Annotated in this window: 28 protein-coding genes; 14 read left to right on the top strand and 14 right to left on the bottom strand. The window is 72.8% G+C overall.

What is annotated here, in order from left to right:
- Positions 1-76 precede the first annotated feature (76 nt).
- The 6 genes from AB0G63_RS16370 (at position 77) to AB0G63_RS16345 (ending at position 5,902) form a co-directional block, all read left to right on the top strand.
- Positions 77-748 (top strand): succinate dehydrogenase, encoded by a 672-nt coding sequence (locus AB0G63_RS16370; protein WP_360750352.1) that lies wholly within the window; start codon positions 77-79, stop codon positions 746-748.
- A gap of 1 nt (position 749) precedes the next feature.
- Positions 750-2,696 (top strand): fumarate reductase/succinate dehydrogenase flavoprotein subunit, encoded by a 1,947-nt coding sequence (locus AB0G63_RS16365; protein ID WP_360750350.1) that lies wholly within the window; start codon positions 750-752, stop codon positions 2,694-2,696.
- Positions 2,693-3,442, top strand: coding sequence for a succinate dehydrogenase/fumarate reductase iron-sulfur subunit (locus AB0G63_RS16360; protein WP_360750348.1), 750 nt, complete (start codon positions 2,693-2,695; stop codon positions 3,440-3,442). The genes AB0G63_RS16365 and AB0G63_RS16360 overlap by 4 nt, the downstream gene beginning before the upstream one ends.
- A gap of 413 nt (positions 3,443-3,855) precedes the next feature.
- On the top strand, positions 3,856-4,626 hold the full coding sequence (locus AB0G63_RS16355) for a GNAT family N-acyltransferase (RefSeq protein ID WP_360750346.1): 771 nt from the start codon (positions 3,856-3,858) through the stop codon (positions 4,624-4,626).
- Positions 4,626-5,546 carry a lysophospholipid acyltransferase family protein gene (locus AB0G63_RS16350; protein ID WP_360750344.1) on the top strand — a complete coding sequence of 307 codons (921 nt, stop codon included), beginning with the start codon at positions 4,626-4,628 and terminating at the stop codon, positions 5,544-5,546. The genes AB0G63_RS16355 and AB0G63_RS16350 overlap by 1 nt, the downstream gene beginning before the upstream one ends.
- Before the next feature lie 152 nt (positions 5,547-5,698).
- Positions 5,699-5,902: a cold-shock protein gene (locus AB0G63_RS16345; RefSeq protein WP_042152846.1), complete on the top strand. Its 204-nt coding sequence runs from the start codon at positions 5,699-5,701 to the stop codon at positions 5,900-5,902.
- A gap of 184 nt (positions 5,903-6,086) precedes the next feature.
- Here the strand turns inward: AB0G63_RS16345 and AB0G63_RS16340 are convergent, their stop codons facing one another.
- Positions 6,087-6,572: an inorganic diphosphatase gene (locus AB0G63_RS16340; RefSeq protein WP_360750341.1), complete on the bottom strand. Its 486-nt coding sequence runs from the start codon at positions 6,570-6,572 to the stop codon at positions 6,087-6,089.
- Positions 6,573-6,900: 328 nt separating this feature from the next.
- On the opposite strand from AB0G63_RS16340, the gene AB0G63_RS16335 reads away from it, so the two are divergent.
- From AB0G63_RS16335 to AB0G63_RS16320, 4 genes are read left to right on the top strand one after another with little or no spacing between them, the layout of a single operon-like run.
- Complete coding sequence (locus AB0G63_RS16335) at positions 6,901-7,242, top strand: metalloregulator ArsR/SmtB family transcription factor (protein ID WP_351898806.1); 342 nt, start codon at positions 6,901-6,903, stop codon at positions 7,240-7,242.
- Positions 7,239-8,969, top strand: a complete 1,731-nt coding sequence (locus tag AB0G63_RS16330; RefSeq protein WP_360750339.1) for a SulP family inorganic anion transporter — start codon at positions 7,239-7,241, stop codon at positions 8,967-8,969. Before AB0G63_RS16335 ends, AB0G63_RS16330 begins: the two co-directional genes overlap by 4 nt.
- The gene (locus AB0G63_RS16325; RefSeq protein WP_360750337.1) at positions 8,966-9,391 is read left to right on the top strand and encodes an ATP-binding protein; all 426 of its coding nucleotides are present in this window, start codon (positions 8,966-8,968) and stop codon (positions 9,389-9,391) included. Before AB0G63_RS16330 ends, AB0G63_RS16325 begins: the two co-directional genes overlap by 4 nt.
- A 52-nt stretch (positions 9,392-9,443) precedes the next feature.
- Positions 9,444-9,857, top strand: coding sequence for an STAS domain-containing protein (locus tag AB0G63_RS16320; RefSeq protein ID WP_360750335.1), 414 nt, complete (start codon positions 9,444-9,446; stop codon positions 9,855-9,857).
- A gap of 293 nt (positions 9,858-10,150) precedes the next feature.
- Here AB0G63_RS16320 and AB0G63_RS16315 read toward each other — a convergent pair whose 3' ends face one another.
- The 4 genes from AB0G63_RS16315 to AB0G63_RS16300 all read right to left on the bottom strand — a co-directional run bounded on the left by AB0G63_RS16315 (position 10,151) and on the right by AB0G63_RS16300 (position 12,033).
- Positions 10,151-10,549 (bottom strand): pyridoxamine 5'-phosphate oxidase family protein, encoded by a 399-nt coding sequence (locus AB0G63_RS16315; RefSeq protein WP_360750333.1) that lies wholly within the window; start codon positions 10,547-10,549, stop codon positions 10,151-10,153.
- 35 nt (positions 10,550-10,584) lie between these two features.
- Positions 10,585-11,082 (bottom strand): hypothetical protein, encoded by a 498-nt coding sequence (locus AB0G63_RS16310; RefSeq protein WP_360750331.1) that lies wholly within the window; start codon positions 11,080-11,082, stop codon positions 10,585-10,587.
- A 118-nt stretch (positions 11,083-11,200) separates the two neighbouring features.
- Positions 11,201-11,557, bottom strand: coding sequence for an ATP-binding protein (locus tag AB0G63_RS16305; RefSeq protein ID WP_360750329.1), 357 nt, complete (start codon positions 11,555-11,557; stop codon positions 11,201-11,203).
- Between the two features lie 137 nt (positions 11,558-11,694).
- A complete protein-coding gene (locus AB0G63_RS16300; RefSeq protein ID WP_360750327.1) occupies positions 11,695-12,033 on the bottom strand; it encodes a metalloregulator ArsR/SmtB family transcription factor in 339 nt (112 codons plus the stop codon).
- A gap of 158 nt (positions 12,034-12,191) precedes the next feature.
- Here AB0G63_RS16300 and AB0G63_RS16295 point away from each other — a divergent pair, with 158 nt between their 5' ends.
- Positions 12,192-12,665 carry a carboxymuconolactone decarboxylase family protein gene (locus AB0G63_RS16295; protein ID WP_360750325.1) on the top strand — a complete coding sequence of 158 codons (474 nt, stop codon included), beginning with the start codon at positions 12,192-12,194 and terminating at the stop codon, positions 12,663-12,665.
- Positions 12,666-12,684: 19 nt separating this feature from the next.
- On the opposite strand, the gene AB0G63_RS16290 is transcribed toward AB0G63_RS16295, so the two are convergent.
- The 8 genes from AB0G63_RS16290 to AB0G63_RS16255 all read right to left on the bottom strand — a co-directional run bounded on the left by AB0G63_RS16290 (position 12,685) and on the right by AB0G63_RS16255 (position 20,717).
- Positions 12,685-13,650 carry a sugar phosphate isomerase/epimerase gene (locus AB0G63_RS16290; protein ID WP_360750323.1) on the bottom strand — a complete coding sequence of 322 codons (966 nt, stop codon included), beginning with the start codon at positions 13,648-13,650 and terminating at the stop codon, positions 12,685-12,687.
- Positions 13,647-14,921 (bottom strand): tetratricopeptide repeat protein, encoded by a 1,275-nt coding sequence (locus AB0G63_RS16285; RefSeq protein ID WP_360750321.1) that lies wholly within the window; start codon positions 14,919-14,921, stop codon positions 13,647-13,649. Before AB0G63_RS16285 ends, AB0G63_RS16290 begins: the two co-directional genes overlap by 4 nt.
- A complete protein-coding gene (locus tag AB0G63_RS16280) occupies positions 14,918-15,259 on the bottom strand; it encodes a helix-turn-helix transcriptional regulator (protein ID WP_360750319.1) in 342 nt (113 codons plus the stop codon). The genes AB0G63_RS16285 and AB0G63_RS16280 overlap by 4 nt, the downstream gene beginning before the upstream one ends.
- Before the next feature lie 19 nt (positions 15,260-15,278).
- On the bottom strand, positions 15,279-16,322 hold the full coding sequence (locus AB0G63_RS16275) for an MsnO8 family LLM class oxidoreductase (protein ID WP_360750317.1): 1,044 nt from the start codon (positions 16,320-16,322) through the stop codon (positions 15,279-15,281).
- Between the two features lie 88 nt (positions 16,323-16,410).
- A complete protein-coding gene (locus AB0G63_RS16270; protein ID WP_360750315.1) occupies positions 16,411-17,394 on the bottom strand; it encodes a polysaccharide deacetylase family protein in 984 nt (327 codons plus the stop codon).
- 33 nt (positions 17,395-17,427) lie between these two features.
- On the bottom strand, positions 17,428-18,405 hold the full coding sequence (locus AB0G63_RS16265; RefSeq protein WP_360750313.1) for a glycoside hydrolase family 11 protein: 978 nt from the start codon (positions 18,403-18,405) through the stop codon (positions 17,428-17,430).
- 279 nt (positions 18,406-18,684) lie between these two features.
- The gene (locus AB0G63_RS16260) at positions 18,685-20,277 is read right to left on the bottom strand and encodes a cation acetate symporter (protein WP_360750311.1); all 1,593 of its coding nucleotides are present in this window, start codon (positions 20,275-20,277) and stop codon (positions 18,685-18,687) included.
- A complete protein-coding gene (locus AB0G63_RS16255; protein WP_360750309.1) occupies positions 20,271-20,717 on the bottom strand; it encodes a DUF485 domain-containing protein in 447 nt (148 codons plus the stop codon). Before AB0G63_RS16255 ends, AB0G63_RS16260 begins: the two co-directional genes overlap by 7 nt.
- 675 nt (positions 20,718-21,392) lie before the next feature.
- Here AB0G63_RS16255 and AB0G63_RS16250 point away from each other — a divergent pair.
- The 3 genes from AB0G63_RS16250 to AB0G63_RS16240 all read left to right on the top strand — a co-directional run bounded on the left by AB0G63_RS16250 (position 21,393) and on the right by AB0G63_RS16240 (position 23,639).
- Positions 21,393-22,316, top strand: a complete 924-nt coding sequence (locus AB0G63_RS16250) for a universal stress protein (RefSeq protein WP_360750307.1) — start codon at positions 21,393-21,395, stop codon at positions 22,314-22,316.
- A 119-nt stretch (positions 22,317-22,435) separates the two neighbouring features.
- Positions 22,436-23,137 carry a CBS domain-containing protein gene (locus tag AB0G63_RS16245; RefSeq protein ID WP_360750305.1) on the top strand — a complete coding sequence of 234 codons (702 nt, stop codon included), beginning with the start codon at positions 22,436-22,438 and terminating at the stop codon, positions 23,135-23,137.
- A gap of 211 nt (positions 23,138-23,348) precedes the next feature.
- Positions 23,349-23,639: a DUF1876 domain-containing protein gene (locus AB0G63_RS16240; protein ID WP_360750303.1), complete on the top strand. Its 291-nt coding sequence runs from the start codon at positions 23,349-23,351 to the stop codon at positions 23,637-23,639.
- Between the two features lie 122 nt (positions 23,640-23,761).
- Here AB0G63_RS16240 and AB0G63_RS16235 read toward each other — a convergent pair whose 3' ends face one another.
- Entirely contained in the window at positions 23,762-24,625 is an 864-nt protein-coding gene (locus AB0G63_RS16235; RefSeq protein ID WP_360750301.1) for a universal stress protein, read from the bottom strand.
- Positions 24,626-24,952: the final 327 nt, after the last annotated feature.

Raw genomic sequence — 24,952 nt, 5'->3', positions numbered from 1 at the left:
CTTGGACCGATGGGGCCCTTCGGTCCTAACGTCAGGACTCATGGCTCTGGCAACGCGGACGGACCGACGGCCGTCTATGGCGCGCACCGTGTGGGACTCCTCCGTCGGCAAGAAGACGGTGATGGCCGTCAGCGGCGTGATCATGCTGCTGTACCTGGTCGCCCACGTGATCGGCAACCTGAAGATCTTCTTCGGGCCGCAGGAGTTCAACCACTACGCGCACTGGCTGCGCACCGTGGGCGAACCGTTCATGCACTACGAGTGGACGCTGTGGCTGATCCGCGTCGTCCTGGTCGTCGCGGTCGTGGCGCACGCCGTCTCCGCGTACCAGCTCAGCCGCCGCGACATCAAGGCGCGTCCCAGCAAGTACGTGCACTCCAGGCCGCGGGCGAGCTACGCGACGCGGACGATGCGCTGGGGCGGGATCATCCTCGGCCTGTTCATCGTCTGGCACATCCTCGACCTGACCACCGGCACCGCCCACCCGGGCGGCTTCCAGGAGGGCCACCCGTACCAGAACGTGGTGGACACCTTCTCCACCTGGTACGGCAACGCCGTCTACATCGTCGCGATGCTGGCGCTCGGCCTGCACATCCGGCACGGCTTCTGGAGCGCCGCCCAGACCCTCGGCGTCGGCAGCCGCGCCCGTGACCGCGCCCTGAAGACCGTCGCGAACGTCCTCGCGCTGCTGCTCACGGCCGGCTTCATCGCCGTCCCCGTGGGCGTCATGACCGGAGTGGTGAGCTGACATGACCTACACCGCCTACACGACCGGTGAGCCGGTCGCCGACACCAAGGCCCCGTCCGGCCCGATCAACGAGCGCTGGGACAAGCGCCGCTTCGAGGCCAAGCTGGTCAACCCCGCCAACCGGCGCAAGCACACCGTCATCGTCGTCGGCACCGGCCTCGCGGGCGGCTCCGCGGGCGCCACGCTCGCCGAACAGGGCTACCACGTGGTCCAGTTCTGCTACCAGGACTCCCCGCGCCGCGCCCACTCCATCGCCGCGCAGGGCGGTATCAACGCGGCGAAGAACTACCGCAACGACGGCGACTCCGTCCACCGCCTCTTCTACGACACCGTCAAGGGCGGCGACTTCCGGGCCCGCGAGTCCAACGTCCACCGCCTGGCGCAGATCTCCGTCGAGATCATCGACCAGTGCGTGGCGCAGGGCGTGCCGTTCGCCCGCGAGTACGGCGGCCTGCTCGACACCCGCTCCTTCGGCGGCGTCCAGGTCTCCCGCACCTTCTACGCCCGCGGCCAGACGGGCCAGCAGCTCCTGCTCGGCGCCTACCAGGCGCTCAGCCGGCAGATCGCGGCCGGGAACGTCGAGATGCACCCGCGCACCGAGATGCTCGACCTGATCGTCGTCGACGGCCGGGCGCGCGGCATCGTCGCCCGGGACCTGATCACCGGCAAGATCTCCACCTACTTCGCCGACGCCGTGGTCCTGGCGTCCGGGGGTTACGGCAACGTCTTCTACCTGTCGACGAACGCCATGAACTCCAACGCCACCGCCATCTGGCGGGCGCACCGGCGTGGCGCGTACTTCGCCAACCCCTGCTTCACGCAGATCCACCCCACCTGCATCCCGCGCACCGGCGACCACCAGTCCAAGCTCACCCTGATGAGCGAGTCGCTGCGCAACGACGGCCGGATCTGGGTGCCCAAGGCCAAGGGCGACACCCGGCCGCCGAACCGGATCCCCGAGGACGAGCGCGACTACTACCTGGAGCGCATCTACCCGTCCTTCGGCAACCTCGTCCCGCGCGACATCGCCTCCCGCGCCGCGAAGAACGTCTGCGACGAGGGCCGGGGCGTCGGCCCCGGCGGACAGGGCGTCTACCTCGACTTCGCCGACGCCATCGAGCGCATGGGCCGGAAGGCCGTCGAGGCGAAGTACGGCAACCTCTTCGACATGTACCAGCGGATCACCGACGAGGATCCGTACCAGGTGCCCATGCGGATCTACCCGGCCGTGCACTACACGATGGGCGGCCTGTGGGTCGACTACGACCTGCAGACCACCATCCCCGGCCTGTTCGCGATCGGCGAGGCCAACTTCTCCGACCACGGCGCCAACCGGCTGGGCGCCTCCGCCCTGATGCAGGGCCTGGCCGACGGCTACTTCGTGCTGCCGGCGACCATCAACGACTACCTCGCCCGCAACCCGCACCAGGGCGAGGTCACCGACGAACACCCGGTCGTACGGGAGGTGCTGGCCGAGACCGAGGACCGGCTGACGCGGCTGCTCTCGGTCGACGGCGACCGCACTCCCGACTCCTTCCACCGCGAGGTCGGCGAGCTGATGTGGGAGTTCTGCGGCATGGCGCGCACCGACGCCGGGCTGCGCAAGGCCCTGGAGCGCATCCCGCAGATCCGCGAGGAGTTCTGGCGGCGTATCAAGGTGCCGGGCACCGGCGAGGAGTTCAACCAGTCGCTGGAGAAGGCCAACCGCATCGTCGACTACCTCGAGCTCGCCGAGCTGATGTGCCTCGACGCGCTGCACCGCGCCGAGTCCTGCGGCGGCCACTTCCGCGAGGAGTCCCAGACCCCCGACGGCGAAGCCGCCCGCCGGGACGACGAGTTCGCCTACGCCGCCGCCTGGGAGTTCACCGGCACCGGCGACGCTCCCGTCCTGCACAAGGAAGACCTGGTCTTCGAGTACGTCCACCCCACTCAGCGGAGCTACGCATGAAGCTCACCCTGCGCGTCTGGCGGCAGAAGAACGCCGACGCGGAAGGCACCATGTCCACGTACGAGGTGGACGGCATCTCCTCCGACATGTCCTTCCTGGAGATGCTCGACACGCTCAACGAGGAGCTCATCCTCAAGGGCGAGGACCCGGTCGCCTTCGACCACGACTGCCGCGAGGGCATCTGCGGCGCGTGCTCGCTCGTCATCAACGGCGAGGCGCACGGGCCGGAGCGCACCACGACCTGCCAGCTGCACATGCGGTCCTTCAAGGACGGCGACACCATCGACATCGAGCCCTGGCGCGCGTCCGCGTTCCCGGTGATCAAGGACCTGGTGGTGGACCGGTCGGCGTTCGACCGCATCATCCAGGCCGGCGGCTACATCACCGCGCCCACCGGCTCCGCCCCGGAGGCGCACTCGACGCCGGTGCCGAAGCCGGACGCCGACTTCGCCTTCGAGCACGCCGAGTGCATCGGGTGCGGGGCGTGCGTCGCCGCGTGCCCGAACGGCGCGGCGATGCTGTTCACCTCCGCCAAGATCAACCACCTGAACGTGCTGCCGCAGGGCGCGCCCGAGCGGGAGACGCGGGTGCTGGACATGGTCGCGCAGATGGACGAGGAGGGCTTCGGCGGCTGCACGCTGACCGGCGAGTGCGCCACCGCCTGCCCCAAGGGCATCCCGCTGATGTCCATCACCAGCATGAACAAGGAGTGGCTGCGCGCCACCCGCAAGGCGGCGAGGCGCTAGCAGCCACGCACTGAACGTTCGCCGAGGGCGCGGACGGGCGGGGCCGGGAGTGGTGCTCCCCGGCCCCGTCTCGCACGTCCGGTGGTTGCCGGGGGTTCCGCGCGGGCGGTTGGGTGCTCTGCGGTGGTTGCTGGTGGTTCCGCGCGGGCGGTTGGGTGCTCTGCGGTGGTTGCTGGTGGTTCCGCGCGGGCGGTTGGGTGCTCTGCGGTGGTTGCCGGGGGTTCCGCGCGGGCGGTTCGGTGCTCTCCGGGGGTCGCCGAAGGCGCCGCGCGAGCCGTTCAACAACCTCACACCGGCACTCCTGGCGCCGGTCACGCGAAGGTCAGCCGGCCCCGGAAGAACAGGGGCGGCAGATCGCACGCCCCGGGTCTGCTCCCCGCCTCGCCGCCCCGGCCCGCGACCAGGAGACAGCCATGACCGGCGCCACCGCGCTCGACCTTCCCCCGCAGTCCACGGCCCACGCCCGCTACACCGTCACCCTCGCCCGCGACGAGTCCGACGTCCGCGCCGCGCAGCGGCTGCGGCACGAGGTGTTCGCCGGGGAGCTGGGCGCCCTGCTGACCGGCCCGGAGCCCGGCCTCGACATCGACCCCTTCGACGCCTACTGCGACCACCTGCTGGTGCGCGAGGAGACGACCGGGCAGGTCGTCGGCACCTACCGGCTGCTGCCCCCGGAGCGCGCCGCGGTCGCCGGACGCCTCTACGCCGAGGGCGAGTTCGACCTCGGCCCGCTCGACGCCATCCGGCCGGGCCTGGTCGAGGTGGGCCGCTCCTGCGTGCACCCCGACCACCGGGACGGCGCCGTCATCGGGCTCATCTGGGCCGGTATCGCCCGCTACATGGTCGGCCGCGGCCACGACTGGCTGGCCGGCTGCTGCTCCGTCCCGCTCGCCGACGGCGGCGCGCTCGCCTCCGCGACCTGGGACCGGGTGCGGACCAAGCACCTGGCGCCCGAGGAGTACCGGGTACGGCCGCTGCTGCCCTGGATCCCGGACGAGGCGACGCCCGCCGCCCCGGCCGAACTGCCGGCGCTGCTGCGCGGCTACCTCCGCCTCGGCGCCTGGGTGTGCGGCCGGCCCGCGCACGACCCGGACTTCGGGGTCGCCGACCTGTACGTGCTGCTGCCGATGCGCCGGGTCAACCAGCGCTATCTGCGGCACTTCCTCTCTCTCGTCCCGGCCTGATGAGCGTCTGGCTGCCCAGCGCGCCCTGCACCCCCGGGTCGTGCCTGGAGCCGGCCCGGCCGGTGGCCGCGGCACGGGCCGTGCTGCGGCTCGCGGCGGTCCTCGCCCTGGTCCTCGCCGGCGTCGCGCTGTCGCCGCTCGGCGGGCGCCTGCCGGCCGGGCCGGTGCGGTGGTGGTGCCGGTGCGTCGTGCGGGCCGCCGGGGTCCGCGTCCGGGTCACCGGCGCCGCCCCGCCCACCGGCGGACTGCTGCTGGTCGCCAACCACATCTCGTGGCTGGACATCCCGCTGCTGGCCGCCGTCCGCCCGGCCCGGACGCTGGCCAAGGCGGAGATCCGGCGGTGGCCCGTCGTGGGCCGGCTGGCCGCACGGGGCGCCCTGTTCATCGAACGCGACCGGCTGCGCGCGCTGCCCGGCACGGTCGCCCGCATCGCGGACGCCCTGCGCGACGGCCGGGCGGTCGCGGTGTTCCCCGAGGGCAGCACCTGGTGCGGCCGCGCCCAGGGCCCCTTCCGCCGCGCCGCCTTCCAGGCCGCGCTCGACGCCCGGGTCCCCGTGCAGCCGGTGCGGCTGCGCTACCGGAGCGCCGCCGGAACGGCCAGCACGGCGCCCGCCTTCGTCGGCGACGACGCGCTGGCGGCCTCGGTGTGGCGGGTGGTGTCGACGCGCGGACTGGTGGCCGACGTCGAGATACGCGCCGTCATCGCCCCGGGCAGCCACCCCGACCGGCGCAGCCTGGCCCGTGCCGCGCAGCCGGACCCGCCGGCCGCACCGGACCCGGCCCACTGCGGGCGGACGACGGCCGCCGCCGGGCCGCCGGACGGAGCAACCGCGGCGGAAAATCCTGACGGCGCGGGAGTGGAGAAAATCCGGTGGGGGAAAAGGGGGCCCGGCTTCGTGGCCGGTTTTTCCGGCCGGTGATTTTCCGCGGCGCCGATTCGTTCCGTGCTAGGCTCGGCGTCAGTTGCAGTCGTGGTTGCCATTCTTGCCATTTTTCGGGCAGGTGATCATCACAGCGATGAGGAGGCCCGCGAGGTGCGGGCACCCTAGCACTTGCCTTAGGAGAATTTGACATGGCCACCGGTACCGTGAAGTGGTTCAACTCGGAAAAGGGCTTCGGCTTCATCGAGCAGGACGGCGGCGGCGCTGACGTCTTCGCCCACTACTCGAACATCGCCACCCAGGGCTTCCGTGAGCTGCAGGAAGGCCAGAAGGTGACCTTCGACGTCACGCAGGGCCAGAAGGGCCCGCAGGCGGAGAACATCCTTCCCGCCTGACACCAGGGACGGTCGTGACGCGCGCCTGAGTTCTCGGCGCGCGGTCGCGAGCCAGGGGCCCGCACCTAGGTGCGGGCCCCTGGGCTGTTTCCGGACGATTTTTCCGCCGTCCGATCGAGCGACATTTTCCGGCGCGAAGACGCGATTTTCCGTGGCCCGGTTTTTTCGTCGCGTCCGGACAGCGTCAGTGGGCGCCGGCCGCGCGCTCCCGGGACGCCTCGATCTCCGCGTACGCCGCGTCCCGGCCCTCCCAGTGCGATCCCTCGACGGACTTGCCGGGCTCGAGGTCCTTGTAGACCTCGAAGAAGTGGGTGATCTCCAGCCGGTCGAACTCGGCGATGTCGCCGATGTCCTGCACCTCGGCGTAGCGCGGGTCGTGGGCCGGGACGCACAGCACCTTCTCGTCGGGCCCGTGCTCGTCCTTCATACAGAACATGCCGACGGCCCGGCACTCGACGGCACACCCGGGGAAGGTGGGGTCCGCGGTCAGGACCAGGGCGTCGAGCGGGTCGCCGTCACGGCCCAGCGTGCCGTCGATGTAGCCGTAGTCGGCCGGGTACTGGGTCGAGGTGAACAGCATGCGGTCCAGGCGGATGCGGCCCAGCCGGTGGTCCATCTCGTACTTGTTGCGCGAACCCTGCGGAATCTCCACGATCACGTCGAACTGCACGAAGGCCTCCTGGTGTCGTCGGTGTTCTCGTCCTGCCGTTCCGGTGCTGTGCTCATTCCAGGCCCCGCCGCCCCGCCCGTCCTGGGCCGGACGGGGCAGCCGCGGGGGCCCGTCGGCGTACGGCCGTCGGTGAGCGCGGTCACATAGGCCTGTTCCCAGGAACCGTGCCCCGGCACGCCGGGGGTCCTCCGGGAAGCGCAACGCCGGGATGCAGAGTTGCAAAATTTCGCAATTCGTTAGATGCTGTATTCGCTGTGCTCGTAGTAGCCGCGGGCACAGCCTTACGCACCGGCCCCGAGACGGGGCGACGCAGAAGAGCCGAGGGTTCGTGTCCGTTCCGCTGTATCAGGCCAAGGCCGAGTTCTTCCGGATGCTCGGACATCCGGTCCGTATCCGAGTGCTGGAGCTGCTGCAGAGCGGGCCCAAACCGGTACGGGACCTCCTCGCCGCCATCGAGGTCGAGGCGTCCGGCCTCTCCCAGCAACTGGCGGTGCTGCGCCGGTCGGGCATCGTCACCGCCACCCGGGAGGGCTCGACGGTCGTCTACGAACTGGCCGGCGGCGACGTCGCCGACCTGCTCAAGGCCGCCCGCCGCATCCTCACCGAGATGCTGTCCGGGCAGCACGAACTGCTGGCCGAGCTGCGGGAAGCCGAGGTCGCCGCGCGATGACGACCCCCACGCGAACCGGCCGGACCTGGGCCCGGATCGCCGCGCTGCTGCCCGGCCGTGACGATCTGACACAGATGCGGCGCAACCCGCGCCGGGACCTCCTCGCGGGCCTGACCGTCGCCATCGTCGCCCTGCCCCTCGCCCTGGGCTTCGGCGTCTCCTCCGGACTCGGCGCGGAGGCCGGACTGGCCACCGCGGTGGTGGCCGGCGCGCTCGCCGCGGTCTTCGGCGGGTCCAACCTTCAGGTGTCCGGGCCGACCGGCGCGATGACCGTGGTCCTCGTGCCGATCGTCGCCCGGTACGGGCCGGGCGGCGTGCTCACCGTCGGCCTCATGGCGGGCCTGATGCTCGTCGGCCTGGCCCTGCTGCGGGCCGGGAAGTACATGCGGTACGTGCCCGCCCCCGTCGTCGAGGGCTTCACCCTCGGCATCGCCTGCGTGATCGGCCTGCAGCAGGTCCCCAACGCGCTCGGCGTGCCGAAGCCGGAGGGCGACCGGGTGCTGGTGGTGACCTGGCGGGCGGTCGAGGCGTTCGTCGGCTCCCCGAACTGGACGGCGGCCGGCTTCGCCGTCGCGGTGGCCGCGGTCATGCTGGTCGGCGCCCGGCTGCGGCCGACCGTACCGTTCTCCATCCTCGCCGTGATCGCGGCGACCGTCGTGGCGCAGCTGGCCCACCTGGACGCGGCGAAGCCGATCGGCGACCTGCCGGCCGGGCTGCCCGCCCCGTCGCTGTCCTTCCTGGAACTCGGCTCGCTCGGGACCCTGCTCGCCCCCGCCGTCGCGGTCGCGGCGCTGGCCGCGCTGGAGTCGCTGCTGTCGGCCTCGGTCGCCGACGGCATGACGGTGGGTCAGCAGCACGATCCCGACCGCGAGCTCTTCGGCCAGGGGCTGGCCAACATCGTCGCCCCGCTGTTCGGCGGTGTGCCCGCGACCGGCGCCATCGCCCGTACGGCCGTCAACGTCCGCACCGGCGCGGGCTCCCGGCTGGCGGCGCTGACCCACGCCGCGGTCCTCGCCGTGATCGTCTTCGCGGCGGCGCCGCTCGTCTCGAAGATCCCGCTGGCCGCGCTGGCCGGCGTCCTGCTGGCCACCGCGATCCGGATGGTCGAGGTCGGCTCCCTGCGGGCGATGGCCCGGGCCACCCGGTCCGACGCGCTGATCCTCGTCCTGACCGCCGTCGCCACCCTGGCCCTCGACCTCGTGTACGCGGTGATCATCGGCCTGGTCGTGGCCGGCGCCCTCGCCCTGCGCGCGGTGGCCGCGCAGGCCCGGCTCGACCAGGTGCCCCTCGACCGCGGCGACCACAGCGCCGAGGAACACGCCCTGCTCGCCGAGCACATCGTCGCGTACCGCATCGACGGGCCCCTGTTCTTCGCCGCCGCCCACCGCTTCCTGCTGGAGCTGACCGAGGTCGCCGACGTGCGCGTCGTCATCCTGCGCATGTCGCGGGTGTCCACCATCGACGCCACCGGCGCGCTGGTCCTGAAGGACGCGGTGGAGAAGCTGAAGCGGCGCGGCATCCTCGTCATCGCCTCCGGCATACGCGCCGAGCAGCGCCAAGTCCTCCACTCCGTCGGCGCGTTGGACCTGCTGTGCCCCGGCGGCCGCGAGTACGCCACCACCCCGGAGGCGATCCGGGGTGCCCGGCACCTGCTGGAGTTCTCCGGAGTGCTGCCCGGCGTCCCCGCCGGGCGGACCGGGGCCTCCCACGAGGAAGCCGTGCGATGACCGCACAGTTGGCGGCCCTGCCCCTGCGGCACGTCCTCACCGTGCCCGCGGAACCCTCCGCCGTCCGGCTCGCCCGGGAGACGGCCGAAATGGCGCTGGCCGAGTGGGGGATCAACCCCAGCCATCCCACCGTGGACCCCGCCCTGCTGATCCTCAGCGAGCTGGTCACCAACAGCGTCCGGCACGCCGCCGACCGCTCCCCGCAGGTCACGGTGATCTACGCGGCCGGCGCCGACTGCCTGGCCCTGGCCGTCCACGACCGGCACCCCCACCGGCCCACGCTGCCCGGACCGGCCACCGGCGACGGCGCGGGCGGGCTCGCCACCGTCATGGAACTCACGCTCGGCCTGGGCGGTACCGCCGTGATCCGCGCCGACGCGGACGGCGGCGGCAAGAGCATCTGGATCACCCTGCCGCTCTGACTGACCGGACAGCACACCCCGACCGGCAACCCCCGCAAGGAAGTTCATCACCATGACCATCGACTGGCGCTACACCGTCGAGGAGAACATCGGCATCCTGTCCGTCACCGGCTACCTCGGCCCGGAGGCCGTCCGCCGCTTCAGCGGCGCGGTCGGCTGGGCGCTGGCCCGGGGCACCGGCCCGGTCGTCGTCGACCTGACGGAGCTCCGCAGCTGGTCGCCCGAGGGGCAGTTGGCGATCACCGAGGCCGCCGTCCGGCTCGCCCGGGCGGGCCGGCGCCTGGAGCTGGCCGCCATCCCGGCCGACGGCTCCCTCGTCCCGGCCGGCGACTGCCCGCCGATCCCCGTCCACGCCGACCTGGCCGCCGCCCGCGCCGCGCACAGCGCGGACCGCGGCGAACAGGTGGAGGGCCGCCACGAGTGGTACACCATGGGCTGGCCGACCGGAGACCGCACGGGCGCCTGACCGACCCGGCCACCGGGCCGCCGTCGGCCGAGCGAGCGTCACCCTGCGGTCGCCGGTCCGCTTCCCCGGCCCGGACGCGGAAACGCCGGCCGTCGGTCTGCTCCATGGCGTCAGTGCCGCGCCCGTTCACCGCATGGCCAGGCCGCCGGGCGCGGGCGAATCCGCGGTCGCCCGCGTGCCGCTCGGCAGCCCGCGGCACGCCGCTCGTCTCGCAGCTTCCGCCTGCCGCGCCGCTGTTCTCGCCACCCCCCTTCGCCGTGCCGGCCGCGGACACTCACCGCACCGGCCGCGGGTCAGTCGCGTCCCGCTCCCACCACCCGGTACCCGGCGACGATCACCGGGCGGATGCGGATGACCTGGCCGGTCTCCCTCTCGAGCCAGGGCATGAGCAGCCGCTGGTAGCGGGCGAGCGCGCCGGGGTCCTCCACCCGGGTCGCCGTCCCGGTCACCACGACGCTCCAACCGGTCCGCGTCGTCGCGTCGATCTCGTCGGCCTCGTACGCCACCACCTCGGACAGCAGCGCCCGGCCCAGCAGGGCGGCCCCGCCGTGCGTGCGCACGATCAGGTCGCCGCCCTCCACGAGGTGGTTCACCGGACGGATCGCGGGCAGCGCCTGCTCGCTGAACGCCACCCGCCCCAACGGGACGGTCCCCAGCAGCCTCAGTGCCTCCTCGTGGCTCAGCTCGACCATGCGCCGGGACGAACCGGACGCGGGGAGCCGCGGGATCACCACGCCCTCGCGCCCGGCGCCACCCGGCCGGCTCCCTCGGGCCAGAGGATCTCCACGTCCACGCCGCTGCTGCGGGCGAAGGCCACCAGATGGGCCGTCGCGTCACGGCCGCAGGAGGGGGAGCCGTCCCACACCGCCAGCAGTCGCACGCAGGAGCTCAGCAGGCTCTCGTCCGCGACCACGCACGCGTTGCGGTCGGACGGGTCGTACTCCAGCAGCCGAACCTGCTCCGAGAGCAGCAGCAACTCGCCGGCCGCCTTGCGATCGCCCGGGCGCAGCACCTCCGGCACGCCGTTCCTGGACGGCAGGACGGTCACCAGGGCCAGTCCCGCGGCGCGGGCGGCCCTGCCGAAGACGACCGGCAGTCCCTGCCCGGCGCGCACCAGCCCGGCCCTGCCCGCCCTCGCGAAACCGGCCAGCCGCTTGCGCAGCTCCTCCTCCAGCATCGCCAGCGTGGGCGCGGTGAGGTCGGGGTGTCCCACCACAGCGATCACTTCGGGCAGTCCTTCCGGGCTTGCGGGTAGCGGCAATTGTCCAAAATGGAGAGAGTTTCCCTTGGAACGCGGCACAGCGTGCCAGACCGTACATGACCGGCACCAGGGCCGGTCGGCCCTACCCCCGGGGGTTTGTGCCCGCCCCCACGGGCAGGCCGAACCGGACGAGGACGATCTTCCCGTCGTGGTCGGCGGCGGGCTCCGCGCCGACGCCGCCGCCGTGGTCGGCGGCCAGCTCGGTCACCAGACGCAGCCCGGCGCCCATGCCCTCCTCGCCGAGGTCCGGCAGCCGGGGCTCGGCGTCGGCCACGCCGACGACCAGGTGCCCCGCCGCCACCGTGATCCCCACGTCGATCACCGGGGTGCGCGGGGCGTGCCGCAGCGCGTTCGCGACCAGCTCACTGGTCACCAGCAGCACCGCGTCCGCGAACGCCGACCGCGGTGCGACACCGACCGCCGGCAGGTGCTCGGCCATAGCCTCCCGGGCGCGCCGTACGGTCTCGGGTCCCGGCGTGAGGGAGGCGACGTGCCGGCGCACCGCGCGCGGCGCCGGTTCGACGGCCGCCCGCTGCCTGCCCCGCCGCCACGGCAGCCGGAACCGGCCCCCGACGGTCAACGGGCCGGTCCCGTCGAACGCAGCTCGTCCAGCAGGTCCTGCCTCCCGGTCAGCAAGGTGGCCAGGATCCGCCGGGCGGCGGCGAGCAGCTCGGCCACGTCGCCCCCGGCCAGCTCGTACACCACCGTCGAGCCGGTGCGGGTGGCGGTGACGATGCCGGCGCGGCGCAGCACGGCGAGTTGCTGGGACAGGTTCGACGGCTCGACCTCGATCGCGGCGAGCAGCTCGCGCACCGGTTTCGGCCCGTCCTGCAGCAGCTCCAGCACGCGTATGCGGACGGGGTGCCCCAGCATCCGGAAGAACTCGGCCTTCGCCTCGTACAGCGGCACCGGCATCCCGGTCACTCTCCTGCCACCTAGTGAATTGAACAACTCTTCAAGTCTAAGGCCGCGTCGTGCGAGGCGGAGACGCACGTCACATCCGACCGTGTCACACCGGGCCCGGCCGTTCCGTCAGAGAGGTACAAGCGCCCACCACTACACAGGAGTTCACGATGGATGCTCGCCTGAACCTCTTCTCCAACGCTGTCGCGGGCCGCTTCTTCAAGCACCTCAACGCGGCGGGCGGCGCCGTCACGAACTCGCCGTTGCCCCGCGCGACGCAGGAACTGGTGAAGCTGCGCGCCAGCCAGATCAACGGCTGCGGCTTCTGCACCGACATGCACGGCAAGGAGGCCGCGCACGCCGGGGAGAGCCAGACGCGCCTGAACCTGGTGGCGGCATGGCGGGAGGCCACGGTGTTCACCGAGGCCGAGCGCGCCGCCCTGGAACTGACGGAGCAGGGCACCCGCATCGCGGACGCGGCCGGCGGGGTCACGGACGAGGCGTGGGCCGCCGCGGCCAAGCACTACGACGAGGACCAGCTCGCCGCGCTGGTGTCCCTCATCGCCGTCATCAACGCCTACAACCGCCTGAACGTCATCGTCCGCCAGCCCGCCGGCGACTACACGGTCGGCCAGTTCGGCTGACACCTGCCGGACCGTCCCCTCAGCTGTCCGGCGGCCACGGCCGTGCCGGGGCGACGAAGGGCCGCAGGTGGTCGGCGGCGATCCGCAGCCCGGTCAACGTCCGCTCGAGCGTGCCGCCCCACACGGGGTCCTCGTGCTCCACCGCGACGGCGCCGTCGTAGCCGGCCTGATGGAGCCTGTCGACGAGGCGGTTGAAGTCGAGCGATCCCCGCCCCGGGACCCGGTAGCGCCACCACCCCACGTCCGTCGGCGAGCCGCGTCCCACCGTCTTGCCGAACACGCCGTAGCGGGTGCGGGCGGCCTCGTCGATCTCGACATCCTTCGCCTGCACGTGCGCGACCATGCCCCGCTCCAGGGCGTGGTCCAGGGCGGCGACCGGGTCGATGCCCAGCCACACCAGGTGGGAGGGGTCGTAGGTGAGGAGGAAGCCGCGGCCGTCGCCGCCCAGGCCGGCCATCCAGTCCCACAGTTCCGGGGAGTAGGCCAGGTTGCCGGGGTATCCGTCCGGGTGCCAGCCCTCCATGGGGCAGTTCTCGGCGAGCAGCCGGACGCCGCGTTCGGCCGCGTAGTCCAGCAGCGGCGGCAGGATCCGTTCGGCCAGTTCGACGCTGTCGGCGACGGGCCGGGTGACGTCGCGGCCGACGAAGGTGTTGACGTGGAGGACGCCCAGGGCCTGTGCGGCGTCGACGCAGGCCCGCAGGTGGCGGTGGACGCGGTCGCGTTCGCCGGGGTCGGGGTGCAGGTTGTTGTCGCAGTAGGTGACCGCCGAGACCGTGAGGCCGTGCCGGTCCAGCAGCTCGCGGACGCGCGCCGCGTCGTCGCGGGAGAAGCCGGCGATGTCGAGGTGGGCGGCGTGGTGCGGGTGCGTGCCGCCGGACGGCCAGGCCGCCAGCTCCAGGTCCTGGTAGCCGGTGCGGGAGGCGAAGGTCGCGACCTCGTCGAGGGAGAGTCCGGGCAGGCACGCGGTGAGGAGTCCCAGTCTCATCGGCCCGCCGCCGATCTCATGAGCAGGGTCAGCCACTGCCGGGTGTCCCGGGTGTTGAGGTGGTCGGGGCCGTGCCGCCGGGTCTGCGCCCGTGCCACCCGCCGCAGTTCGCGGACCGTCCGGCGGCGCGCGAGGCCGCCGCGGCCGGGCCGAGCCAGGGCGCGGGCGACGGCCAGGTACTTGCGGGTCTCCAGCGTGTCCGGGTGGCGGCGCCCCAGGACCCGCGCCCGGTCGGCCAGCAACGGCCGGAGAACCGCCAGCGCCCCCGCCGCATCTCCGGACCGCACCAGCATCTTCCCCTGGGAGTGTCGGGCGTCGAGGGTGTCGGGGTGGCCGGGGCCCAGCTCGCGCGACCTGAAGGCGATCACCGAGTCGTAGGCGTCCTCCGCCTCGTCGCGCCGACCCTGGCAGGCCATCGTCCAGGACAGCATGCACGCGATGTGCAGCTTCAACGGCGTCTCGTCGGCGGGCACGCGATCCGCCAACGACCGCAACTCCGCCTCCGCCTCGGCGAAGCGGCCCTCGCCCACCAGGGCCCAGGCGAGCAGGCGGCGCGTGCGGAACGTCTCCGGCGCGCTCCGGCCGAAGATCCGGACCTCGTCCGCGCCGAGCTCGCGCAACAGCGCCTCCGCCCGCCGGAAGCGGCCCAGTTGGAGCAGCGCGTGGGCGTGGGCGCGGCGGATGCCGAGCACGGCAGGATGCCCGGGATCCAGGCTCTGCGCCAACGGGCTTGCAGCGACGGCGAGTTCCTTCGCCGTGTGCTCGTCCCGGTCGTCGATGAACGCCTCGCACGCGGTTACCGCGGTCGCGAGCAGGCCCGCCGCGGTGTCCCGGTCCGCCGGACGCTCGAGCTGGTCGCGCAACCGGGCGGTCAGCGCCGCGAACTCCCGGCGGCGACCCGGGGGCAGCGCCCGGACGTCCTCGAAGCCGTCCAGGCGGACGGGCGTGACCGCGGCGAGCGCCTCGGCCATCCGCGCACCGCCGCGCCGGAGCCACAGGGACAGGGCGTGGCCGGTGGCTCTGGCCAGCCTGGTGAGCGGCCCCGCCTCCTCGTCATGGAGGATGAAGTGGAGGTCCGGCAGCCACGTCTCCTCGTAGATGTCGGCGCGCTGGTCCGGCGGCAGCCTCCGGGCGGCCAGCCGCAGGACCAGGAACGGCAACCGGAAGAGACGGGCGCGGATCTCCTGGCTGAGCAGGTCGCACACGACGAGGTAGGCGAGCGCTCCCGCCAGGGCCAGCACGAAACCGGCCGCGACGGGGGGCGCGCTCACGAGGGTTCTCCCTGCGGGCGCAGGAGCCCGCCGCCCGCGTCCACGGGCGGACGCAGCCGTTCGCTGAGCGCGGCGAGCTCCAGCCGGGCCGACTCGATCCCCTCGGGACTGAGCCGGTACATACGGCGCGCGGGGCGGCCGGCCACGGAGGGATCGATGTCCTCCTGCTCCTTGACCAGCCAGCCGGCCGCCTGCAGCCGGGCCACGATCGGGTACAGCTTGCCGCTGGGGAAGCCGGTCACTCGCATGAGTTCGTAGCCGTAACGGGACCGGCCGACGTCTTCGAGGAAGACCCGCAACACGGTCGCCACGGCGACGGTCATTCGCACAGAGGGCACAGAAGGCACGGTAAGACTTTTACATAGGGGGTCCGGGCCGTCCAGGCGTCCGCTCTGCCCGCCGTACGATTCCGGCCAGCCGCCGGTAGGAGTCGAGCAGCGCCTCGCGGTCGTAGGTGCTGGTGGTGACGAGGAGTTCCTGCGCCCCGGTCTCCTTCAGGACCGTCTCCAGTTCGTGGGCGACCTGCTCCTCGGTGCCGGCGATGTGGCCGGTGAGCCCGGACTCGAAGAAGCCGCGTTCCTTCCCGGTCATGGCGAGGGCCTCGACACGCTCGGCGGGCGGCAGCGGCGGGAAGGTGCCGCGGGTGCGGGAGTACGCCATCGACCAGGCCTCCGGCACCAGCAGCCGCCGTGCCTCCTCGGCGGTGGCGGCCACCGCGACCGTGCCGGAGACGACGACGTACGGCTCGGCGGCGAACGCGGAGGGACGGAACTCGGCGCGGTAGCGGTCGATGCCGCGCCGCATCCGGTCGCGGTCGCGCAGGTCGCCGATCACCATCGGCAGGCCCGCCCGGGCGGCGATCGCGGCGCCCTCGCCCATCGCCAGGACGAACGGCGGCACGGCCAGGCCCTCGGCGGGGCGGGCGTGCACCCCGGTCGGCGACGTGCCGCGGAACCAGTCGAGCAGTTCGGCCAGTTGGTCCGCGAAGTCCTCGGCGTCGCCCTTGTCGCGGCCCAGGGCCCGGCGTACGCCGTCGGTGAAGCCCACGGACCGGCCGAGGCCCATGTCGATCCGTCCAGGGAACAGCGACTCCAGCACCCCGAACTGCTCGGCGACCACCAGCGGCCGGTGGTTGGGCAGCATCACCCCGCCCGTGCCGACGCGGATCGTGCGGGTCGCGGCCGCGACGGCGGCCGCCAGCACGGTCGGCGCGGAACCGGCGACGCCGGGGACGCCGTGGTGTTCCGACACCCAGAACCGGTGGAAGCCCAGCGCCTCCGCCTCCCGCGCCAGCGCCACGGTGTCCCGCAGTGCCTCGGCGGGCGGGTGACCCTCGCGGACGCGGGAGCGGTCGAGGACGGAGAACCGTACGGCGGTGGTGTCGGGGCTGGAGGTGGTCACGTGGGGTGGACGCCGCCAGGGGTGCGGTTATTCCGTGTCCGTGTTGCCTGTCCCGCCGGGCCGGTCCGGCGGGACAGGGCGGCGGGGGTCAGCCGGTGGTGCAGGTGACCGTCGGCCAGGTCCAGTTGCCGTTGTGCTGGATGGTCACGCCCCAGTTGTTGCCGTTGCCGTTGGGTTTGGCGGTGAGTACCTGGGCGCTGGGGTAGCCGGCGGTGATGTTCCAGGTGGAGAGGATCCTGGCGGGGGAGGGGACGTTCATGGTGACGGTCCAGTTGTCGGAGCCGGTGACCGAGACGTTGAGGTTGTAGCGGTCGCTCCACTGCTGGCCGGCGGAGAGCGTCGCGGTGCAGCCGTTGTTCCCGCCCCCGCCCCCGGTGCCGCCGCCGTCCGGGGCGACGGCGCGGCCGGTCTGCGGGGAGATCATCCCGGCGCACATTCCGCGGGCGGCCAGTTGCTGGGCGATCCGCGGGATCGCGGCGAGCGTGTTGGCGGGCCAGTCGTGCATGAGGATGACCTGGCCGTCGGTGAGCCGGCCGGCGGCCTGCACGATGGCGTCGGTGCTCGCGCCGTTCCAGTCCTGCGAGTCGACGTCCCACAGGACCTCGGTCAGGCCGTACTTCGCCTCGACCGACTTCACCGTCGCGTTGGTCTCGCCGTACGGAGGGCGGAACAGCTTCGGCGTCCCGCCGCCCGCGCCCGAGACCGCCTGCTGGGTCCGCGAGATCTCCGAGTCGATCTGCGACTGGCCGAGCTGGGTGAGGTGCGGGTGGGTGTAGCTGTGGTTCCCGACCCACATTCCGGCGTCCACCTGGGCCCGCACCAGGGAGGGGTTGGCGGCGGCGTTCTGGCCCACGTTGAACATCGTGGCCCGCAGCCCGTTCTGCCGGAGCGCGGTGAGCAGGGCCTGGGTGCTGCCTGACGGGCCGTCGTCGAAGGTGAGTCCGACGTAGCCGGTGCAGCCGGCGGCTTGCGCCGGGGCCGGGCCGGCGGCCAGGGTGCCCGCGGCGGCCAGGGCGACGGCGGCCAGCCCGGTGACCAGGGAGCGCGCCGACAGACGTGGTCTGACTCTCATGGGGGTGGTCCTCCAGCCTCGGGGATACGGGGGTCAGCCGGTGGTGCAGGAGACGGTCGGCCAGGTCCAGTTGCCGTTGTGCTGGATGGTGACGCCCCAGTTGTTGCCGTTGCCGTTGGGTTTGGCGGTGAGTACCTGGGCGCTGGGGTAGCCGGCGGTGATGTTCCAGGTGGAGAGGATCCTGGCGGGGGAGGGGACGTTCATGGTGACGGTCCAGTTGTCGGAGCCGGTGACCGAGACGTTGAGGTTGTAGCGGTCGCTCCACTGCTGGCCGGCGGAGAGCGTCGCGGTGCAGCCGTTGTTCCCGCCCCCGCCGCCTCCGCCCGAACCGGTGTCGCCCACCGTGATGCTGGAGTTGCCGCTGCTCTGGTATCCCTCGGTGGCCAGGATCATGTAGTTGAAGCTGCCGAGGTTCATCCCGTGGCCGGCCCACGCGTCGAAGTGGTTGCCGGTGGTGATGGTGCCGCCGGTCCGCCTGGTCTGACGCACGCTCCAGTACTGGTTGAAGGTCTTGTTGCCCTCGATGGAGGGGGCGTTGTAGCGAGTCGTCTCGTAGATGTCGTAGGTGCCGCCGTCGCTGGTCACCGTGCCCTTGTACGTTCCCGTGGGCCGGTAGGTGCCCCAGTTGTCGACGATGTAGTACTCCACGAGCGGGTTCTGCGACCAGCCGTACAGCGCGAGGTAGGCGTTGCCGGACGGGTTGAAGCTGCCCGAGTAGTTCACGGTCCGGCGTCCGCCGGTGCTCCAGCCCTTGCCGGCGACGAAGTTGCCGGTGTTGCTCCAGGAGGTGCCGTAGCCGCCGCCGGAGCCCAGGTTCATCGAGACCGACCCGGGTGAGTCGGTCCAGAAGGAGTAGAAGTAGCCGTTGTTCGTACCGGTCTGGTTGCTGGTGACGACCGTGTCCGCCTGCGCGGTGCCGGGCAGGACCAGCGCGGCGACGGCGACCAGCAGCAGGGTGCAGGCGCTGCTGAGGAGCAGCCGGAAGCGGCTGCGTAAGCGTACGTCTCTCATGGGCGTGCTTCCTCCTCGTCCTCGTGAGGCCGGCGGTGAGGCCGTTGGTGCCGGGGCCCTCTGCCAGTGGCGAACAGTGTTGGTCTGCCCCTGTCAACTGTCAACAGTTTCGGAAGTCGTTGCGAAAGATGCGGGGGGCGGGCCTGTTCTGCTCTGAGGTTTTTGTCGCAGGTCAGGGGGATGGTTGTGGTGATCCGGCCATTGAAAGCGAGGAGGGGTGCATCGACGTGAGATCGTTTGGCGAATTCGATCTTTCGAATGTTTCGAATGGCTTCCTGGTCACTCGCTGCCGACGAGCATCTTCACCTCGAACTCCTCCTCCATGACGGCCTCCTGACGTGCCGTCAGCACCGTGCCGAGCCAGCCCAGCAGGAAACCGGCCGGGATGGAGACGATGCCGGGGTTCTGCAGCGGGAAGAAGGCGAAGTCGGCGTCCGGGTAGATCGAGGACGGCGTCGAGGAGACGACCGGGGAGAACACGACGAGCAGGACGGAGCACGCCAGTCCGCCCCACAGGCTGAGCAGCGCGCCCTGCCCGGTGAAGCGCCGCCAGAACAGGCTGTAGACGATCGTCGGCAGGATCGCGGACGCCGCGATGGCGAACGCGAGGAAGGCGAGGTTCGCGGTGTTGGCCTGCCAGGAGAACAGCGACAGCAGGATGCCGAGGACGCCGATGACGACCGCGGACAGGCGGGCGACGGTGAGTTCCTCGGCCTCGGTCGCCCGGCCCTTCCGGATCACCTCGCCGTACACGTCGTGGGCGAGGGAGGAGGCGGCGGCGAGGGTGAGTCCGGCCGCGACGGCGAGCAGGGTGACGAAGGCCAGGCAGGACAGCAGTGCGGTGAGGACGCCGCCGCCCAGGGCGTGCGCGAGCAGCAGTATGGCCGCGTCGCCCTTGCGGTCGGTGGCGGCGATGGTGTCCCGGCCGACGACGGCGGTGGCGCCGAGGCCGAGGATGCCGGCCGCCAGGCAGACCAGGCCGACCAGGGTCACGGCCCACACCACGGAGGTGCGCAGTACGGCGCCGGTGCGCGGGGCGAGCAGCCGCATCAGCACGTGGGGCAGGGCGGCGAGCCCCAGCACGATGGCCAGTTCGAGGCTGAAGAAGTCCAGCTTGCTGGAGGTGCTGGCGCCGTAGCGCAGTCCGGGCTGCAGGAAGCGCTCGCCGTGGCCGCTGCCGTCGGCGGCCGCGGAGAGCAGGGCGCCGGGGCTCCAGTGGTAGTGGTGGAGCACCATCACCGTGGTGATCGCCACCCCCGCCAGCAGCATCACGGCCTTGATGATCTGGATGACGGTCGCTCCCGGCATGCCGCCGATGGAGGCGTAGGCGATGACGATGGTGCCGATGACGACGATGCACAACGTGCGTGTGGTGGCGCCGGGTTCGCCGGTGAACTGGGTCAGCAGGGCCACGCTGCCGAGCAGTTGGGCCACCAGGTAGAGGGTGGTGAGGGTCAGCGTGCACACCGCCAGGGCGATCCGCACCGGCCGCTGCATCCTGGGCAGACGCAGGGCGATCATGTCTCCGGGCGTGAACCTGCCCGCGTGGTGCAGGGGTTCGGCGATCAGCAGCACCACCATCATCCAGGCCACGGTGGTCCCGCCCAGGTACAGCAGTCCGTCGTACCCGGTCAGGGCGACCAGTCCGGTGGTGCCCAGCAGCGTCGCCGCGGACAGGTAGTCGCCGCACATGGCCAGGCCGTTGCGCAGCGCGGACATGCCCCGGTTGCCGAGGTAGAACTCGCTGATCTCGTCGCGGTGCGGGGCGGTCAGCAGGGCCATGAACAGCGTGACGACGACCACCGACAGGAACAGCAGGAACGTCAGCTGCACGCTGAACCGGTCGACCACGCCCGCGGAAGTGGTCACCACGTGCGGTACCCCCTCGGACCCTGGTCCGGCTGCTGCCCGGCGGCCTCGTGCGCCGCGGCCGTGGCGGCGCGGCGGGCCGTGTGCTGGTGCAGGTGCGCGCGGACGCCGCGGGCGAGCGGGTCGACACGGGTGCGCATGTGCCGCGTGTACGCCCACACGGTCACCGCCATCACCGCGAACTGGCCCAGTCCCAGGGCGAGTCCGAGGGTGAGGTGACCCGCCAGGGGCTGGTTCATGAGGCCCGGCGTGAAACTCGACAGCAGTACGTACAGCAGGAAACCGCCGACCGACCACACCGTCGCCCGGACGCCGAACCGCCGGTGCGCATGGCGCAGCGAGCGGAATTCGGGATGGGCGGAAATAGGGGGCGGGTCCACCCGGCCGCCGTGTGCGCGGTGGTAGGCGGGCGAGTCGTCGGGCCATGCGGACTGCTCGGGCACAAAAGCACCTTCTTCGCTGCTTCGTGCCCGCACCGGCTCCGGGGGAGCCGTCGGGCGTCCTGCTTCCCTGAGCGATGGGAAGGGACGGACGCGCTGGTGAGGTGCGGGCCAAGTCGGGGGACCGTGAATCCGAATTACTCGGTCTCTGAATTCACGGGGGTGTTCTCGGGGATTTGGTGTGAAGATCCCGGGGCCTTGTCGGAGGGTGATGACGAGGCCGGAAGCGGAGTATGACAGTGACGTCTTTGCGTAATCAACAGCGGGGGTCAATTTGTCGGGCATCCGGCGTGACCGGGTGCGGGACGGGGATTCCTGGATGACGTGCCGCCTTGCCCGCGAGGCGACTCCCGGCGAAAAGTCCGGACCAATTTCCCGGTCAAAATATCTCGAATACGACGTCCTACTGGAAGGGCGGCGCGAAGACCCGGGACGGCCGCGCGTAGACCCGCTGGGACGGCAGCGTGACGACCCGCCGAGACGGGGTACGACGGGCCGCTGGGACGGGAGTGCGACGCGGCACGGGGGCGGGTGGGCCGATCGGCGTGGCTTGTGCCCGTTGGACCCATGAAACCCGGATCGCGCCGCACAAGGCTGGATGTGACGGGAGGGGTGGACCAGCACACCGGGAGCCGCGACGACACGGGCGGCGGCGACGGCCCGGGGCGAGGAGTGGACATGACGTACGAGCACAAGACCCTCTGGGACTACGGCAAGTACGCCCCCCGGACACCCTTGAGCGGACACGTCCTGGTCGGCGTCGACGGATCGGCCGAGGCGGCACGCGCGCTGGACCGCGCGGTCGCCGAGGCCCAGGCCCGCCGGACGCCGCTGGAGATCCTGCACGGCTGGCCGTGGGCCAGGCACGGGACCTCCGAGCCGCCGCGCGGCGCGGACGAGGGCACGCACTCCCTCCTCGACCGGGCCCACGGTGTGCTGCAGACCGCCGTGGCGCAGGCCCGTGAGCGCGCTCCGGGGCTGCGCTTGACGGCGACCCTGAGCCCGCAGCCCGTCGCGGCGGAACTGGTGCGCCGGGGCCGCAACGCCGCGCTGACCGTCATCGGCAGCCGCGGCCTGGGCGAGATCACCGGACTGACGGCCGGGTCCGTCGGCTGGCGGGTCGCCGCCCACTGCGCGAGCCCGCTGCTGGTGGTGCGCGGCGAGACGGCGTACGGATGGCTGGAACACGGCACCGTGCTGGTGGGCGTGGCCACCGACCTGGACACCGAAGCCACACGATTCGCCTTCGGGGAGGCGCGGCTGCGGGGCGCCCGGGTGCGGGTCCTGCACGCGTGCGCCGTACCGGTGCCCGCGGGAACCGCTCCCCCGGCCGACGCGGGCGCCGTCGTACGGAGGCGGGCGGCCGTGCCGGGGCGGGCCGTCGCCGCGCTGCACGGGAAGTACCCCGAGGTCGAGGTGGAGACCGACACGGTGTGGGGCGGCGCGACCCAGGCGCTGGTCGAGGCCACCCGCGCCGCCGACGCGGTCGTGATCACGGCGCACCGGCGGCCCGGTCAGCGGCCCGGTTCGCGGCTCGGTCCGGTCACGCACGCCCTGCTGCACCACGCGCACTGCCCGGTCTTCCTGGTGCCCGCCCCCTGAGCGCGGCGGCGTCCGCCACCACGCCGACCCGGAGCGGCTGCGACTCCGGCCCGGACCCCGACTCGACCCGACCCCGACTCCGACCCGGACCCGGACCCGAAAGGAACACGAACACGACGATGAGGCAGCGCAGGATCACCGACGTCATGACCCGCGAGGTCGTGCGCACCACCGGCGACACACCGTTCAAGACGGTCGCCCGCCTGCTGGCGGACCATCGCATCAGCGGGCTGCCCGTGGTGGACGACGAGGAGAGGGTCCTCGGGGTGATCTCCGAGACCGACCTGCTCCAGCACCAGGCGGCGCAGGACGAGGAACGCCGTGGCCGGCGCTTCCGGCTGCCGCCGCTGACCCGGTCCGCGCGCGCCGCGGCGGTCAAGGGCCGCGCGCGGACCGCGGAAGACCTCATGACCCGGCCCGCCGTCACCGCGTCCCTCGGCCAGACGGTGCGGGAGGCCGCGCACACCATGCAGTGGCACGGCGTGGAACGCCTGCCCGTGGTCGACGAGCAGGACCGCCTGGTCGGCATCGTCACCCGCGGTGACCTGCTCCGGGTCTTCCTGCGCCCGGACGAGGAGCTCCGGCGCGACGTGCGCGACCAGGTGGCCGGCGCGCTCTCCCGGCCCCCCGCCACCGTCGAGGTCGGTGTCCGCGGGGGAGTGGTCACCCTCACCGGACAGCTGGAGCGGCGCAGCGACGCCGCGCTCGCGGTACGCGTCGCCGGTGGCGTCGACGGCGTCGTGGCGGTCGTCGACGGCCTCGCGTACAGCCTGGACGACACCCAGCCGCTGCCGACCGGGTTCTCCCCCGGCCACATGTGAGGGGCGTCCTGCCCGGGCCTGAGGGCCTTCGCGCCCGGGTCCGAGGGCCTTCGCGTCCCGGTCGTCGGCCGTGTGGGACCAACGGCCCCGTGACGCGGGCCCGCCGCCGTCCGATCATGAATACGGGAGCGAGAGCCGAAGCTCCCGGGCCGGATCAGGGTTCGGCCCCGACCGTGTCGGCATCAGACCGTGTCGGCATCAGGAGGAGACCATGCCGCACACCAAGGAATGGAAGGTCCGTCTCCACCTCTTCGAGGACGCGGGGACGACGAAGGCGCACGCGGTGCTGGAGACCGGCACCACGTCACTCACCGGCCGCGGGACCGCGCACTGCAACCCCGCGGACACGGACGTGCCGGAGATCGGCGACGAACTGGCGGTCGGCAGGGCGCTGGGCGACCTGAGCCGGCAGTTGGTGGCCATCGCCGAGCGGGACGTCGAGGGCATGGGCGCGTCCGGGAACGAGCGGGACAGCCGCCCGGCGTCCGGCTGGTCCATCTGAACACCGATCACGTCCTGGCGGGCCGGCCTGCCCCCGGCCACCGGCGCCACCAGGCGTGACGGCGACGTCGCCGGGCCGGGAGCCGGACCGGGAAGGAGCCGGGCCCCCGGGCCGAGGTGCCGTCAGGCGCACGGGACGAGGAACACCGGGCAGGCCGCGTGGCGTACGGCGGAGTGGACGACCGCGCCGAGCCGTGATCCGGCGCCGGACCCCACCCGGTGGCCGAGCACCGCGAGGCCGGCGCGACGCGTCTCGGCGCTGACGGCACCCGCGGGCACGTCCTCCCGGCAGACCTCTTCCACCCGGACGTCCGGATACTTCTGCCGCCACGGCAGCAGGGCCTCGGCGAGCCGCTGCGCGGCCTGCCCGGCCGCGTTCGAACGGGCCCCGTGCCCGGGCGTGACCGGATAGGTGCGCGCGGGACCGGGCGTCGTCCACGCGTACAGCGCCCGCAGCGGCACCCGCCGCATCGCGGCCTCCTCGAAGGCCACGGCGATGACGTCCTCCTGCTCGGCGCGCCCGGCGTCGAGCGCCAGCAGCACCGGTCCGGCCGGCCGGTCACCGGGGTGGGGCACCGGCCGGACCAGGACGACGGGGAAGTCGGCGCGCGCGGCGGTGTGCGCGCCGGTGGAGCCCAGCAGGAGGGCGGACATGCCGCCCAGACCCCGGGAACCGAGCACCAGCAGGTCCCCGCCGACCCCGGAGAGCAGCAGCGCCTCGTGCGGCGGCAGGCCCAGCAGCGTGGCGTGGATGGGAAGTCCGGGGTGGCGGCAGCGGAGGCGGTCCCTCGCGAGTTCCAGGGACCGGGTGGCCCAGCTGCGCCGTTCGGCCGCCTCCGGCGGCTCGGGGGCGGTGCCGCCCGGTGGCGGCCAGGCGGACACCAGGCGCAGGGAGGTGCCCCGGAGCTCGGCTTCGCGGGCGGCCCAGGCGGCGGCGGCGAAACTGGCGGCGCTGCCGTCGATGCCGGCAGTGACGGGGCGGTTCATGTCGTACTCCTCCGGGCGGACGGACGGGGTCCCGTTACGGGGCAGAGGGGGGCGTCCTCACCTTGACGCGGACACGGGCACCGGCGGGAGGGCTCCTCGGGTCCCGTCATGGGGCCGAACGGCTACTTGGCGTGCCCCGGGCGCGTGGTGCGGGATACGGGGTGCCGGGCCGCCGGCCGCGCGCCCTCCTGCCGGGCCCGCACGCGCGACGACCTGCCGCGCGGCCATGCCGCCGGGCACGGCGCGGCGGCCCGTGCCGCCCGCAGCGCCCGTGCCCCCGTGCTGCCCGCAGCGCCCGCTGCGCGCTCGGCCAACGGCCGGGTACGG

This window comes from Streptomyces sp. NPDC020996, assembly GCF_040641355.1.
Taxonomy (GTDB): Bacteria; Actinomycetota; Actinomycetes; order Streptomycetales; family Streptomycetaceae; genus Streptomyces.
Note: the sequence above shows the minus strand (reverse complement) of the source record. Positions and strands in the feature narration are given on the sequence as shown.

Bases quoted from the DNA above. Each gene is read 5' to 3' on its own strand.
- AB0G63_RS16370 (WP_360750352.1), top strand. From the start codon at position 77: ATGGCGCGCACCGTGTGGGACTCCTCCGTCGGCAAGAAGACGGTGATG.
- AB0G63_RS16365 (WP_360750350.1), top strand. From the start codon at position 750: ATGACCTACACCGCCTACACGACCGGTGAGCCGGTCGCCGACACCAAG.
- AB0G63_RS16360 (WP_360750348.1), top strand. From the start codon at position 2,693: ATGAAGCTCACCCTGCGCGTCTGGCGGCAGAAGAACGCCGACGCGGAA.
- AB0G63_RS16355 (WP_360750346.1), top strand. From the start codon at position 3,856: ATGACCGGCGCCACCGCGCTCGACCTTCCCCCGCAGTCCACGGCCCAC.
- AB0G63_RS16350 (WP_360750344.1), top strand. From the start codon at position 4,626: ATGAGCGTCTGGCTGCCCAGCGCGCCCTGCACCCCCGGGTCGTGCCTG.
- AB0G63_RS16345 (WP_042152846.1), top strand. From the start codon at position 5,699: ATGGCCACCGGTACCGTGAAGTGGTTCAACTCGGAAAAGGGCTTCGGC.
- AB0G63_RS16330 (WP_360750339.1), top strand. From the start codon at position 7,239: ATGACGACCCCCACGCGAACCGGCCGGACCTGGGCCCGGATCGCCGCG.
- AB0G63_RS16325 (WP_360750337.1), top strand. From the start codon at position 8,966: ATGACCGCACAGTTGGCGGCCCTGCCCCTGCGGCACGTCCTCACCGTG.
- AB0G63_RS16320 (WP_360750335.1), top strand. From the start codon at position 9,444: ATGACCATCGACTGGCGCTACACCGTCGAGGAGAACATCGGCATCCTG.
- AB0G63_RS16315 (WP_360750333.1), bottom strand. From the start codon at position 10,549: ATGGTCGAGCTGAGCCACGAGGAGGCACTGAGGCTGCTGGGGACCGTC.
- AB0G63_RS16305 (WP_360750329.1), bottom strand. From the start codon at position 11,557: ATGGCCGAGCACCTGCCGGCGGTCGGTGTCGCACCGCGGTCGGCGTTC.
- AB0G63_RS16300 (WP_360750327.1), bottom strand. From the start codon at position 12,033: ATGCCGGTGCCGCTGTACGAGGCGAAGGCCGAGTTCTTCCGGATGCTG.
- AB0G63_RS16295 (WP_360750325.1), top strand. From the start codon at position 12,192: ATGGATGCTCGCCTGAACCTCTTCTCCAACGCTGTCGCGGGCCGCTTC.
- AB0G63_RS16290 (WP_360750323.1), bottom strand. From the start codon at position 13,650: ATGAGACTGGGACTCCTCACCGCGTGCCTGCCCGGACTCTCCCTCGAC.
- AB0G63_RS16270 (WP_360750315.1), bottom strand. From the start codon at position 17,394: ATGAGAGTCAGACCACGTCTGTCGGCGCGCTCCCTGGTCACCGGGCTG.
- AB0G63_RS16265 (WP_360750313.1), bottom strand. From the start codon at position 18,405: ATGAGAGACGTACGCTTACGCAGCCGCTTCCGGCTGCTCCTCAGCAGC.
- AB0G63_RS16250 (WP_360750307.1), top strand. From the start codon at position 21,393: ATGACGTACGAGCACAAGACCCTCTGGGACTACGGCAAGTACGCCCCC.
- AB0G63_RS16245 (WP_360750305.1), top strand. From the start codon at position 22,436: ATGAGGCAGCGCAGGATCACCGACGTCATGACCCGCGAGGTCGTGCGC.
- AB0G63_RS16240 (WP_360750303.1), top strand. From the start codon at position 23,349: ATGCCGCACACCAAGGAATGGAAGGTCCGTCTCCACCTCTTCGAGGAC.
- AB0G63_RS16235 (WP_360750301.1), bottom strand. From the start codon at position 24,625: ATGAACCGCCCCGTCACTGCCGGCATCGACGGCAGCGCCGCCAGTTTC.